The organism is Bacillus sp. FSL K6-1106, from assembly GCF_038005245.1.
GTDB classification, from domain to species: Bacteria; Bacillota; Bacilli; order Bacillales; family Bacillaceae; genus Bacillus; species Bacillus altitudinis.
In genome coordinates this window covers 662,006-674,852 of sequence record NZ_JBBOSV010000002.1, presented here as the reverse complement: position 1 = coordinate 674,852, position 12,847 = coordinate 662,006, and the positions used below count along the sequence as shown (strand labels likewise).

The window sequence follows — 12,847 nt, the reverse complement described above, 5'->3', positions numbered from 1 at the left end:
ATAATAAAAAAGACATAAAGGGGATGGATGACAATGAGTCAAACGACAACAAACCGTTTTTCAACAGAGGAATGGCAGGGGAAAAGAGATCAATACGTCGCAAGAGGCGTAAGTAATGGCAACCGTCATCTTGCAGCAAAAGGGAAGGGAGCCGAGCTTTTCGATATTGATGGCAATCGTTTTATCGATTTTGCAGGCGCCATCGGTACATTAAATGTAGGACACTCCCATCCAAAGGTTGTGGAAGCAGTCAAAGCACAGGCAGATAGCCTGATTCATCCAGGATTTAATGTCATGATGTACGAATCCTATATCGAATTGGCAGAAAAACTATGCCACCTCACACCAGGCGACCATGACAAAAAAGCCATTTTCTTAAATTCAGGTGCAGAAGCAGTTGAAAACGCAGTGAAAATTGCCCGTAAATATACGAAAAGACAAGCGGTTGTCTCTTTTACAAGAGGGTTCCACGGAAGAACGAATATGACGATGAGCATGACAAGCAAGGTCAAGCCTTATAAATTTGGATTCGGACCATTTGCGTCAGAGGTGTATCAAGCGCCGTATCCTTATTACTATCAAAAACCTGAAGGATTAAGCGATGCAGCCTACGACGAATACATCATTGATCAGTTTAATCAATTCTTTGTCGCAACCGCTGCACCAGAAACAGTCGCTTGTGTGGTGATGGAGCCAGTCCAAGGGGAGGGCGGATTCATTGTACCATCGAAGCGTTTTGTCCAGCACGTCGCTTCATTCTGTCAGCAGCATGGCATCGTATTCGTGGCAGATGAGATCCAAACAGGATTCGCAAGAACAGGGAAATACTTTGCGATTGAACACTTCGATGTGGTGCCAGACTTAATCACTGTGTCAAAATCACTTGCAGCTGGCCTGCCGCTGAGCGGTGTTGTTGGCAGAAAAGAATTACTTGATGCAGCGGACCCAGGGGAGCTAGGGGGGACGTATGCTGGCAGTCCATTAGGCTGTGTGGCGGCATTGGCTGTACTTGATATTATTGAAACAGAACAACTGAATGAACGATCTGAACACATTGGACAAGTCATTGAGGACAAAGCGAATGAGTGGAGAAGTAAGTATTCATTCATCGGGGAAGTCCGGCGATTAGGGGCAATGGCGGCCATTGAAATTGTGGAAGATCAAAAAACGCGTACACCAGATAAGAAGACAGCCGCAGCGATTGCAGCCTATGCAAACAAGCACGGACTACTCTTATTAACGGCAGGGATCAATGGGAATATTATTCGCTTTTTAACACCACTTGTCATCACAGATGAGCTGCTGCAAGAAGGACTAGGGATCATCGAAGACGCCTTCACAGCACGCTAAACAACAAAGGGGGATGGTTGTATGCAAAAACAACAAATGGCTAAAACCATGTCGCAGTCAGACGTACTGTTTTTATCCATTGGTGCAATGCTTGGCTGGGGCTGGGTTGTACTTTCGGGAGATTGGATTTTAACAGCTGGATTTTTAGGAAGTGTGATTGCCTTTGTCATAGGGGGCATTCTCGTCATCTTTATTGGACTAACGTATGCAGAGCTTTCCTCTGCGATTCCAGAAACAGGCGGAGGACTCGTCTTTGTCCAGCGGGCATTTGGGATCAAATCAGCGTTTGTCTCCGCATGGGGCGTATTGTTCGGTTATGTGTCCGTGATTACGTTTGAAGCGGTCGCACTTCCGACAGTCATTGACTATGTCATTCCAACACAGCATGTTGGTTTCCTATGGAATATAGGAGGATGGGATGTTTACTTTACATGGGTATTGATTGGATCTGGCGGTGCGCTGTTTTTAACAGCTCTGAACTACATTGGCGCAAAGCCTGCTGCTATTTTTCAATCGGTGTTCACAGTGGCCATTATCCTGACAGGTTTTCTTCTATTAGGCGGAGCTACATTTAATGGAGATTTTGCAAACCTTGAGCCGATGTTTCAAGGCGGGGTTGGCGGTCTGATGGCTGTGTTAGTGATGATTCCCTTTTTATTCGTTGGGTTTGATGTCATCCCGCAGGTAGCGGCGGAGATTAACGCACCGAAGAAGATCATCGGGAGAATTTTGATTATCTCCATTGTGAGTGCGGTTGTATTTTATCTGCTCATTGTCTTTGGAGTAGCGGCAGGATTGTCAAAAGGTCAGCTTGAGGCTTCATCACTGGCAACAGCAGATGCCATGGTACAGCTTCTTGGTCATCAGGCGTTTGGGACTGTGCTTGTCATTGGTGGTGTAGCAGGCATTGTGACGAGCTGGAATGCATTTATCATTGGTGCAAGCCGTATCCTCTACGCAATGGCGGAAAGAGGCATGATTTCCAAATGGTTTGCGTATATTCATCCGAAGTATAAAACTCCGACAAATGCCATTTTGTTCTTAGGTGCATTGGCCTTTTTTGCACCATTACTAGGTCGACCTGCCCTCGTGTGGATTGTCAATGCAGGGGGTGTGGGCATCATCGTTGGGTATTTGATTGTGTCCATTGCCTTTATGAGACTTCGCAAGACAGAACCTGAGCTTGAGCGTCCATACCGCATTAAATATTGGCGGACGACCGGCGTTTTTGCCATTGGACTCAGTCTCCTTTTTCTTTCATTTTATTTTCCAGGGATGCCGGCTTCCTTGTCATGGCCAGCTGAATGGATTTTGCTTTTAGGTTGGGCACTCATTGGGTATATACTATATGTAATGAATCCAAGAACGAAGGAGAAGATAGAGCATGACAAACGAACTCAAAGTGTATAATCCTGCAACCGGAGAAGAAATTGCCTCAGTTGCTCAGCATACAAAAGAACAGATTGAAGATGCGATCACTCGCTCACACAAAGCATTCAAAACATGGGCAAAAACGTCAGCCCATGAACGTGCAAATATCATTCGCAAATGGTTTGATCTCATGATCGAGCATAAAGATAGGCTTGCAAAAATCATCACAGAAGAAAACGGGAAGCCGTATCAAGAAGCATTAGGGGAAATCGTCTATGCCGCTGGATATATTGAGTGGTACGCAGAGGAAGCAAAGCGGATTTACGGCAGAACGATCCCATCTCATACGACAAACAAACGCCTATTTGTCACAAAACAGCCAGTCGGTCCTGTTGCCGCCATTACACCATGGAATTTCCCTGCGGCGATGATTACAAGGAAGGCGGCACCAGCGCTTGCGGCGGGCTGTACGTTTATCGTGAAACCTGCTGAAGACACGCCGCTTACGGCCATTGAACTTGTGAAATTAGGCCATGAAGCCGGAATTCCAGAGGATGCCTTGCAATGGGTGATTGGAGATGGAAAAGAAGTGGGGGAAATCTTCACAGATAGTCCATTGATCCGCAAGATCACGTTTACTGGCTCAACACCAGTTGGAAAACATCTCATCAAAAACAGTGCGAGCACGGTTAAACACGTTTCTATGGAACTTGGCGGTCATGCCCCGCTGATCGTCGATAAGGACGCCAACCTTGAATTGGCTGTGAAACAAGCAGTGGCATCTAAATTCCGTAATGCAGGCCAGACGTGTGTTTGTGCCAATCGCTTAATCGTCCATGAAGAAATTCATGAAGCATTTGCGCAAAGCTTCAGCAAAGAAGTAGAAAAGCTGAAAGTAGGAAATGGGTTTGAAGAAGGCACGTCCATCGGACCGATTATCAATAAGCGAGGCTTCGATAAAATTGTCGACCAAATTCAAGATGCCGTGGATAAAGGGGCGAAAGTTCTTGTCGGCGGCGATACACATTTTGACGAGGAGAAGTCGTATTATTTTGTTCAGCCGACGGTGCTAACTCATGTCGACCCTTCAATGAACATTATGCATGAAGAGACGTTTGGTCCAGTTGCACCAATTACGACATTTAGCACTTTAGATGAAGCCATTGAATTAGCGAACGATACACCTTTTGGACTTGCGGCTTATTTCTTTACAGAGAATTACCGCAATGGCCTCTATATATCTGAGAATCTAGATTACGGGATTATTGGCTGGAATGACGGGGGACCATCCGCTGTGCAGGCACCTTTCGGCGGTATGAAAGAGAGCGGTATTGGCCGTGAAGGCGGCATCGAAGGCATCGAACCTTATTTAGAAACGAAGTATGTGTCAATTGGTTTAGATGAATAACATGTGAAAAAGACTGTCCGAGAAGTCTCGGCAGTCTTTTTTATGTTAAACAGCCGGTGGGAAAAGTTGATCCACCGTTTCTTTTGTTTCTTTGAGAATCTCGTGGATGTCGTCTGCAGATGCTTGTTCCATGCTGCTGAACAAGAGCCGTTCGACTGGCTCAACGCCGATCAGATCGAAGGCGGCTGTATCTGTCGTCATGTGATGGCTGGGGGTGATGATCATATTTGAATCAAGAAAGGTCCTCGGTGCATCATGCGTATTAATAATGACCCCTTTTTTGTCTCGAAGCAGATTTTTCACCACTCCGTTTTCATTGATCTCATATGCAAACCCCTCTGAAAAAACGCGCTCCACATAACCCTTTAGCATCGCTGGCAAGCCTGTCCACCATATTGGAAAGATAAATGTGAGGACATCGGCTTGCTGAATCAGCTTCTGCTCTCTTTGAACCGGTACCGGCACATGCCCATTTTTCATGGCAGCCTTTTCTGCTGTTGTCAGCTCTGGCGGAAAGTCAATGGCATACACATCACGAACTGTCACATCATGACCATTGTTCAAAAGAGTGCTTACAACAAGATCTAATAGGGTTTGATTTAAGCTTTGCTGGGGATGAGCAAATATGATTAGATGGTTCATCTCATAGCCTCCTAGGTGGTCATGTGTCTCATTATGGCATGCACGAGTATCCTATTCAATCCTATATTGGAAATGATAGGTTGGGAAAATAAAAAGCGACCGCTTGAAAAAACGATCGCTCATGTAAGGTTTATTTCTTTCTAAAAGCAAGCCCAAGTGCAATCAATGCCACAACTAAGGCTGCAATGGACAGACCAAGAACAAGTGGTGAAGAAGAAGCAGAGGCTGTTTCAGATGCCTTTTCTTCTTTTGGTTTTTCTTGCCCATGTGAATCCGTTACGGTATTAGACGCAACAATATTTGTGATTGAATGAGGCTTATCAGCGTCCTTGTCGCCAGTCCATTCAACTACTGTTCCATCCTTATAATATTGATACGCATCCCATGCCGCTTCGCCGGCTTTTTCAGGGTTTTTTGCGACAAACACGAATTGCTGGAACTGCCCAGCAAGGACACCATCGCCAGTTGCTTCCCAAGTGACTCTTGTGACTTTTCCGTTTTTCTCTTCAGTTGTTGTTTTCCAGCCAGGCACTGGCTCGTATTGCTGGAATTCTACGCCTTTAGGCATCGTGATGACAACCTTTGTTGTCGGACTGTCGCTTTCAGAAGGTACTTTTAACGTATAGGTTTCCCAAGCATTAGTTGCGGATGTATCAGGTTTGACTGTCACGTGTGCACTTACAGGAATCGCCAGTAAAAATGAAGCGAGAAGCATTGGTAATAAAGCTTTAACGTATTTTTTCATATCATATAAACTCCTTTTAGTTTCTTCTAATGAATGTCGTATCGATGTTGTCAAAAGAACCAGTTAACGCATGAATGTTAATTTTCCAAGTGCCTTTTTCATTTAGTAAGAGGTTTTCAGCCGAGAAGTGTCCATTCTTTAATCGTTTCAGCTGAAACTCGTTAGGCGTTTCATCACCGAACAAGGAGACTTTGTGGATCTTAGCTGTCACAGATTGAATGTCTGTGATCGTTTGTCCATCCTTCTTCGTAAATGCCACCTCGAACGTGTTTTTACCAGGAGCATTCGGGGTAATGCTCAAAGACACAAGGTCACGATGCTCCACCTGATTGGCTGCAAAGAATGGCTCTGGTGCAGGCGGCGGAGGACTTGGGATATTGGTGAATACGGCTGTTAATAGTAAAATAGCGATCCCAATGATCCACTCTGCTCGTAAAGATACGTTTCGTTTCTGCTTCTTTTCCCATCTCAGCATCAAATAATGGACGAGCCCAAGAAGACCCATGATGATAAATAAACCAAGTTTGATTAAGAAGGTGCGTCCATAAGCTGATTGGAAAAGGGCATCAAATGATTGCAGAATAAAAATCGCATTCACAAACCCAGAAAACACAATCAGTCCAACCGAGAGCAGTGCCCACGGATGAAAAGCTGTCAGGGTGCTGCGTATGAGCGGCTGATCTTCATTCGGCAGTTTCTTCATCAAAAGAAGAACAATGGCTGTTAAGCCGCCGACCCAAATGGATGCAGAAACGAGATGAATGAAGTCAAGTGACGTTGTCAGTATTTTATTATCTGTTGCGGCTGGATGACCGATTTGTGCTTTCAGCCAAAGGAGTACGATGAAAATGAGCAGTGGAAACAGCCATACCCGGAAGGAAGTGAAGTTTCCTTTTTTCATCGCCACAATCGTCCAGATCGTCAGTAGAACAAATGACGCCATTAGCATCATCCACAGACTCCCGCCCGAAGTCGACGCAATGGTTTCTTGTAAAAGAGATGGTTGAAATGCCCCTAAAAAGGACACGTCTGCCGCTGATTTAGTTTGAATCGGCAGCTGGAACAAGAGTGCTCCGCCCATCATGATCAATGAAACAGTTAAGAGTCGCTTCATTCGCCGGGCTAAAACGTCGGTTATGGCCGCTTTAAACCATAGAAGCCCAAATAAAATGGTTCCAAGAAATAAGCTAAATGACGTATACAGAAAGGCTTTGTCAATGGTTGAAGCCATATCGATGGATTCACTCGACTGTCCTTGATCTAATTGATCAAATCCTCCATCCGCTTTTCCGATACTAAACGGAATCATGCCAGACACAGAGTGTCCATCGGCTGATACCGCATTCCATTGAATGGTGTAAATTCCTTTAGGTAAATTCTTTTTTAAAGCTGCTTCCATGATCTTTTGCTCTTTGATGACCGTATCTCCTCGATCTACACGATCCCCTTTTGCATTGAACACCTTAATGGCATGAAATCCACTTTCGATTCCTTCACTAAAGGTGATCGAGACTGCAGGAGGCTGCTGATCCAGCTCTTCATTTGCCACTGGATTTGAGCTCACTACATATGCATGAGCAAATGCCTCTTTTGGCATGAAGAAGGAGAACATGAAGATGAGCAGCAAAAGCCACTTACTATATTTCAACAATGTGAATAACCGCCTTTCTACCTATGAAAATGTCTCATGTATCAGAAAGAAAGCGGCAGTAAACTGTGAGTCACAGAAAAACCGCTCTTTCTATTGTACCGCCCACTCTAAAAGGTAAACGAAACAAATAGCAAGATGGTTCACTTTTTCTGTGTCATGTCTTGTCTGCGCAGACGTTTCTTGAATGTTTGATCAATATAAGCCTATTCGATTTAAGTAGAGGAAACAAGAAGTGACCATTTGAAAGTTGTGAAATTCCAATGAATTTTGCGCCAAAACAACAGTAGATTCAACTTTTACCCCGCTATCATCTATGGTATGCCGAGAGGTGTCACATTATTTTTCAATTTTGTCACACACTAAGTGACAAAGTGACATTTAGTTTCAATTGAAGGGAAAGTGAAAGCGTTTTACGATAGGTATAAGGGCTTCACTGACTCTTGTTCTTATATCTTTTGACCTATAAAGCCCGAAATAAAGGGAGAGAAGAAAGGGGTTTTCACAGATGCAGGAAAAAAGCGGATTCCGCGTGAAAGTACAGCGCTTTGGAAGCTATTTAAGCGGCATGATTATGCCGAATATTGGTGCATTTATTGCATGGGGACTGATTACAGCTTTGTTCATTCCAAGTGGTTATCTTCCGAATGAGCAATTAGCTACACTCGTTGGACCGATGATTAACTACTTACTGCCGCTCTTAATTGGTTACACAGGCGGTAAACTCGTCTATGACCATCGAGGTGGAGTGCTCGGTGCTACGGCTACGATTGGGGTCATTGTTGGCTCAGACATTCCAATGTTTTTAGGTGCCATGATCATGGGGCCGCTGGGCGGTTATCTTATTAAGAAAATCGACCAGCTGTTCAAAGACCGAATCAAATCTGGCTTTGAAATGCTTGTGAATAACTTTACGGCAGGTATCCTCGGTGCCATTCTCGTTGCCATTGCATTCTATGCCATCGGCCCAGTGGTACTAGGTCTGAATAAAGCCCTTGCGGCAGGTGTAGATATCATTGTCAATGCTCATTTACTACCGCTGGCAAGTATCTTCATTGAACCTGCAAAAGTATTGTTCTTAAACAATGCGATTAACCAAGGTATTTTAGGTCCGTTAGGGGTGGAGCAAGCAGCGAAGACAGGGCAGTCTGTTCTGTTCTTGCTTGAAACAAACCCAGGGCCAGGTTTAGGGGTTCTTCTTGCGTATATGTTCTTTGGAAGAGGAAATGCGAAACAGTCTGCACCAGGTGCCATTGTGATTCAGTTCTTAGGAGGAATCCATGAAATTTACTTCCCGTACATCTTAATGAAACCAAAACTTATTTTGGCTGTCATTGCAGGGGGAGCAAGTGGTGTCCTGACGTTCACATTATTAAATGCAGGATTAAAAGCTGTGCCGTCACCAGGAAGTATTATTGCGCTTATGCTGATGTCTCCAAAAGGCGGTCACCTTGCCGTTTTAGCAGGTGTTGTCGTAGCAGCTATCGTATCGTTCCTTGTCGCATCGGTCATTTTGAAAGCATCTAAAGAAGTTGACGAAGATTTAACAGCAGCAACAGAAAAGATGCAGGACATGAAAGGCAAGAAAAGTGCAGCAGCCGCTGCTCTTACGGCACAAAAAGAAGACGCTCAAGCAAACGAGCAAGCAGCATCTCCAAGTGATGTCAATCCAGATGACGTGAACAAAATCATCTTTGCCTGCGATGCAGGGATGGGTTCAAGTGCAATGGGTGCGTCCATTCTGAAAAACAAAGTGAAAAAGGCAGAGCTTGATATCGATGTGACAAACACATCGATCAGCAACATCCCAGACGATGCGGATGTGGTCTTTACTCATAAAGATTTAACAGACAGAGCAAAGGCAAAGCTGCCAGGCGCTGTGCATATCTCAGTGGATAATTTCTTAAACAGCCCGAAATATGATGAGCTGATTGAGAAATTGAAAAAATAACATGAAGAAACGGGTTGAGTCCAATTTTTCCTAATTGAACTCCCCGTTTTGGTTGTTTTCCTGATTTTTATTCTAAAAAAGGTGTGTGATCATGTATGAAACAAGTACTTTCTAAAGACAATATTTTTCTAAACGAACAAGCAGGTTCTAAAGAAGAAGCCATCAAAAAAGCAGGCGAAGTCCTCGTAGCAAACGGCTATGTCACAAGTGATTATGTCGACAAAATGTTTGAAAGAGAAGAGATTTCTTCTACATTTATGGGTAACGGCATTGCAATCCCTCATGGAACAGAGGATGCGAAAGCGGCTGTCCTTCATTCAGGGATTTCGATTATCCAAATTCCAGATGGTGTTGAATATGGTGAAGGAAATGTGGCGAAAGTCGTCTTTGGGATCGCTGGGAAAAACAACGAGCATCTTGATATTCTGTCTCAAATTGCGATTGTCTGTTCAGAAGAAGAAAATGTAGAACGGATCATTCATGCAAAGGATCAGGATGAACTGATCGCCATCTTTAACGAGGTGAACTAATATGAAGGCACTTCATTTTGGAGCAGGGAATATTGGCAGAGGGTTTATCGGATCTTTGTTAAAGGCATCAGGCTTTGAGCTTGTCTTTACCGATGTGAATGAAGCGGTCATCAATGAGCTGAATGAAAGAGGAGAATACACGGTTGAACTCGCAGCACCAGGGCAGAAGCAAGAAGTAGTCGGACCCGTATCAGCGATCAATTCTTCGCAAAATCCAGCAGCATTAACAGAGGCCGTTGCCACAGCCAATTTGATTACAACAGCTGTTGGACCAGCCGTATTGAAGATCATTGCTTCATCAATTGCTGAAGGATTAAAACAAAAAAAGCCTGACCATATCATCAACATCGTGGCATGTGAAAATATGATTGGGGGAAGTGCTCATTTAAAAGAAGCGGTGTTCTCTCATTTAACAGTAGATGAGCAAGCAGCGATATCACAAACCGTTGGCTTTCCAAACGCTGCGGTTGACCGCATTGTTCCGATTCAGCACCATGAGGACATTCTCAAAGTGTCAGTTGAACCATTTTTCGAGTGGGTCATTGATGAGACGGGCTTTATTGGAGATGTTCCGCAAATTGACGGAGCGACCTTTGTCCAAGATTTGACGCCGTATATTGAACGGAAGCTTTTCACCGTTAATACAGGACATGCACTAGCGGCTTATGTCGGGTATCAGCAAGGCGTAAAAACCATTAAAGAAGCTGTTGATACACCAGATATTCGTCAAGTTGTCGAAGGTGCCCTTCATGAAACGGGCAGTTATTTAATTGACGCGTATGGCTTCCGAAAAGAAGAACATGATGCGTATATTCAAAAAATCATCAAGCGATTTGAAAATGCGTTTATTTCCGATGAAGTGACTCGTGTCGCACGCTCTCCTCTTAGAAAGCTGGGAGCAGATGACCGTTTAATCGGTCCAGCGAAAAAGATCAAGCAGCCAGTGTACTTAATCAAAGGGATCGCTGCTGCTTTGGCTTACGACTTTGCAGAAGACGAAGAAGCGGTTCGCTTGCAGGCATTAAGGAAAGAAAAAGGAATTGAAGGTGTGCTTCAAGAGGTATGTGGACTCAAACCTGAAGACGATCTCTATCAAGCCATCCTCAAAGAAACCGAGCGATAATCAAAAAATCCCTTTCTGACGTGAAAGGGATTTTCAGCGTATAGACAAACCCCCGCATTCGGTGTCAGTCCTGTGTGTCGGTGCTCACGAATCTCTCATTCGCTCCGCTCCGATACTCGTCCTTCCTAGACTGCAAAGGTTTTCTATCACGCTGAAAAGAAGACAAAGGGCTAAAATCAAGTTCATTTTAGCCCTTTGTCAACAATCTGAGATCCCTTTCTAACGTAAAAGGGATTTTTTCTATGACTTTTTTAATACTTTCCCCTGCATGACGATATATGTAGTAAGGGGGAATTAGAATATGAAAAAGAGAGCGTTTGCTTCAAGAAGTGTCTTTTTTCAATTGATGTCAGCCATTATCGTTATTACAATTTTAACAGGCGGACTTGTAGGAACAACGGGGTATTTTTTAGCGAAAAATGTCTTAATTGATGCAGGGAAAGCAGATTTAAAACACATCGTAAATGGAGCGATGGCCACTCTTGAACAATTGAACGACCGTGTGGAGAACAAAGAACTGACGCTTGAACAGGCGCAGGAACAAGCCCGTATTTATTTGAACGGGCCGAAGAATGAAGACGGCAAAGGGTACCAATTTCAAAAATCAGATTTCATCTATAAAAATAAAGGCTACCTTGTCGCATATGGAGCCGATTATTCATCACAGGTTCATCCGGTTAACGACATCGGTGTCATCCCAGATAACACGACAAATCGTCAAAAAATGGTCGCTGGCGCTACAGCAAAAGGCGAGGATGCACACTATATCACCTATATGGATAAAGACGATGCCACGGGGGAAGAAAAGCAAAAACTCGCTTATATGAACCAGTTTACACCGTGGAATTGGAGTATAGGAATCGCCGTATTTCAGGATGAATTTTATAAAGAACTAGAGCAGATGAAGCTCTATATTATTCTCATTACAGCAGGTGTCGCTCTTTTAAGTATGGGTGTCTTTTATTTGGTAGCCCGAGGAAAAGTGAGACTGCTCAAGCAAGTTACGGCTGCTTCAAAAGAAATTGCGGCGGGCAATATTGAACGCACCAGCTTAAAAGAAACCTCGGATGAAATTGGGCAGTTGGCAAAAGGCTTTAATCATATGTCAGGAGAGCTTAGAGCACTTGTGAGCGGTTTGCAGGAAACGAGCAGCCAGCTCGTCGAATCTGCGACAGATCTATCCGCCATCTCTGAAGAAACATCCGCTAGCAGTGAAGAAATTGGCCGAGCGATTGGAGATATCTCAACTGGGACACTTCATCAGGCATCAGACCTTGAGGTAGCCAATCAACAAATGACTCAGTTCAATCAATCCATTGAAAACGTCAAAGAACAAAGCGACCAGATCAAACGAATTTCAGACCAGTCGAACCAATCTTCCCAGCAGGGTCAGCAAATTGTCCAGCAATTAAAACAATCAAATGAGCAATCCATTCAGGCATCTCAAGGCATTCGATCAGGGATCGAGCAGTTAAGTACAAAAGTACAAGATATTTCTCAAATCACAGATACCATTGAAAGCATTTCAAATGAAACGAACTTACTGGCCCTGAATGCGAGCATTGAAGCAGCTCGTGCAGGAGAGCATGGCAAAGGATTCTCGGTTGTGGCGAGTGAAGTGCGGAATTTAGCTGAACAGACAAAGCAATCAGCCGTTCAAATCCAGCAGATGATTCAAGGCATTAAAGAAGAAACGACGGCTACAGCTGGCATGATGTCCAAAACAATGGATCGTTTTGCCGAGCTTGATGAAGCGGTTCACGCAACAGAACAAGAATTCAATTCCATCTCTACATCGATTTCACAAACCATCGTTGAAACAAATGCGATGGCAAAAGAGCTGAATACATTACTGGAACAAAACGACCTCATCACAAAAGCGATGCATGGTGCAGCGCATATTTCTCAAGAAAATGCCGCAGCGATTGAAGAAATCACTGCATCTACAGACGAACAAGTCACCGCCATCTCCAATGTGGCGAAGGCAGCAGAAAGGCTCAATGAGCTAAGCATGCGATTGAATCAAGATATTGCACGTTATCGTTTATAAGGTATGGTCAAACGGACGTCGAAAAGTCG

The 12,847-nt window shown here is 44.1% G+C and carries 10 protein-coding genes; 7 read left to right on the top strand and 3 right to left on the bottom strand.

Annotated elements, in window-relative coordinates:
- Nucleotides 1-33 precede the first annotated feature (33 nt).
- Genes gabT through MHI20_RS18080 form a run of 3 tightly spaced genes read left to right on the top strand, consistent with a single transcriptional unit; the run spans nt 34 to nt 4,129 of the window.
- A complete protein-coding gene (gene gabT / locus MHI20_RS18090) occupies nt 34-1,350 on the top strand; it encodes a 4-aminobutyrate--2-oxoglutarate transaminase (RefSeq protein ID WP_340940326.1) in 1,317 nt (438 codons plus the stop codon).
- 21 nt (nt 1,351-1,371) lie between these two features.
- On the top strand, nt 1,372-2,760 hold the full coding sequence (locus MHI20_RS18085; protein ID WP_039166214.1) for an APC family permease: 1,389 nt from the start codon (nt 1,372-1,374) through the stop codon (nt 2,758-2,760).
- Nucleotides 2,735-4,129: an NAD-dependent succinate-semialdehyde dehydrogenase gene (locus MHI20_RS18080; RefSeq protein ID WP_041508260.1), complete on the top strand. Its 1,395-nt coding sequence runs from the start codon at nt 2,735-2,737 to the stop codon at nt 4,127-4,129. Before MHI20_RS18085 ends, MHI20_RS18080 begins: the two co-directional genes overlap by 26 nt.
- Nucleotides 4,130-4,174: 45 nt before the next feature.
- Here the strand turns inward: MHI20_RS18080 and MHI20_RS18075 are convergent, their stop codons facing one another.
- The 3 genes from MHI20_RS18075 to MHI20_RS18065 all read right to left on the bottom strand — a co-directional run bounded on the left by MHI20_RS18075 (nt 4,175) and on the right by MHI20_RS18065 (nt 7,167).
- Nucleotides 4,175-4,771 carry an NAD(P)H-dependent oxidoreductase gene (locus tag MHI20_RS18075; protein ID WP_041508261.1) on the bottom strand — a complete coding sequence of 199 codons (597 nt, stop codon included), beginning with the start codon at nt 4,769-4,771 and terminating at the stop codon, nt 4,175-4,177.
- 130 nt (nt 4,772-4,901) lie between these two features.
- A complete protein-coding gene (locus MHI20_RS18070; protein ID WP_039166206.1) occupies nt 4,902-5,516 on the bottom strand; it encodes a YcnI family copper-binding membrane protein in 615 nt (204 codons plus the stop codon).
- Nucleotides 5,517-5,532: 16 nt separating this feature from the next.
- On the bottom strand, nt 5,533-7,167 hold the full coding sequence (locus MHI20_RS18065; RefSeq protein WP_100325541.1) for a copper resistance CopC/CopD family protein: 1,635 nt from the start codon (nt 7,165-7,167) through the stop codon (nt 5,533-5,535).
- Nucleotides 7,168-7,672: 505 nt separating this feature from the next.
- On the opposite strand from MHI20_RS18065, the gene MHI20_RS18060 reads away from it, so the two are divergent.
- The 4 genes from MHI20_RS18060 to MHI20_RS18045 all read left to right on the top strand — a co-directional run bounded on the left by MHI20_RS18060 (nt 7,673) and on the right by MHI20_RS18045 (nt 12,818).
- Nucleotides 7,673-9,115: a PTS mannitol transporter subunit IICB gene (locus MHI20_RS18060; RefSeq protein ID WP_007498124.1), complete on the top strand. Its 1,443-nt coding sequence runs from the start codon at nt 7,673-7,675 to the stop codon at nt 9,113-9,115.
- A 95-nt stretch (nt 9,116-9,210) separates the two neighbouring features.
- Nucleotides 9,211-9,645: a PTS sugar transporter subunit IIA gene (locus MHI20_RS18055; RefSeq protein WP_019743148.1), complete on the top strand. Its 435-nt coding sequence runs from the start codon at nt 9,211-9,213 to the stop codon at nt 9,643-9,645.
- Between the two features lies 1 nt (nt 9,646).
- Nucleotides 9,647-10,768 (top strand): mannitol-1-phosphate 5-dehydrogenase, encoded by a 1,122-nt coding sequence (locus tag MHI20_RS18050; RefSeq protein ID WP_159160176.1) that lies wholly within the window; start codon nt 9,647-9,649, stop codon nt 10,766-10,768.
- Nucleotides 10,769-11,069: 301 nt separating this feature from the next.
- Nucleotides 11,070-12,818 carry a methyl-accepting chemotaxis protein gene (locus tag MHI20_RS18045; RefSeq protein WP_159160175.1) on the top strand — a complete coding sequence of 583 codons (1,749 nt, stop codon included), beginning with the start codon at nt 11,070-11,072 and terminating at the stop codon, nt 12,816-12,818.
- The last annotated feature ends 29 nt before the right edge of the window (nt 12,819-12,847 follow it).

Excerpts from the sequence above, each read along its gene's own strand:
- MHI20_RS18085 (WP_039166214.1), top strand. The coding sequence starts at position 1,372 with ATGCAAAAACAACAAATGGCTAAAACCATGTCGCAGTCAGACGTACTG.
- MHI20_RS18055 (WP_019743148.1), top strand. The coding sequence starts at position 9,211 with ATGAAACAAGTACTTTCTAAAGACAATATTTTTCTAAACGAACAAGCA.
- MHI20_RS18060 (WP_007498124.1), top strand. The coding sequence starts at position 7,673 with ATGCAGGAAAAAAGCGGATTCCGCGTGAAAGTACAGCGCTTTGGAAGC.
- MHI20_RS18045 (WP_159160175.1), top strand. The coding sequence starts at position 11,070 with ATGAAAAAGAGAGCGTTTGCTTCAAGAAGTGTCTTTTTTCAATTGATG.
- MHI20_RS18080 (WP_041508260.1), top strand. The coding sequence starts at position 2,735 with ATGACAAACGAACTCAAAGTGTATAATCCTGCAACCGGAGAAGAAATT.
- MHI20_RS18050 (WP_159160176.1), top strand. The coding sequence starts at position 9,647 with ATGAAGGCACTTCATTTTGGAGCAGGGAATATTGGCAGAGGGTTTATC.
- MHI20_RS18075 (WP_041508261.1), bottom strand. The coding sequence starts at position 4,771 with ATGAACCATCTAATCATATTTGCTCATCCCCAGCAAAGCTTAAATCAA.
- gabT (WP_340940326.1), top strand. The coding sequence starts at position 34 with ATGAGTCAAACGACAACAAACCGTTTTTCAACAGAGGAATGGCAGGGG.
- MHI20_RS18070 (WP_039166206.1), bottom strand. The coding sequence starts at position 5,516 with ATGAAAAAATACGTTAAAGCTTTATTACCAATGCTTCTCGCTTCATTT.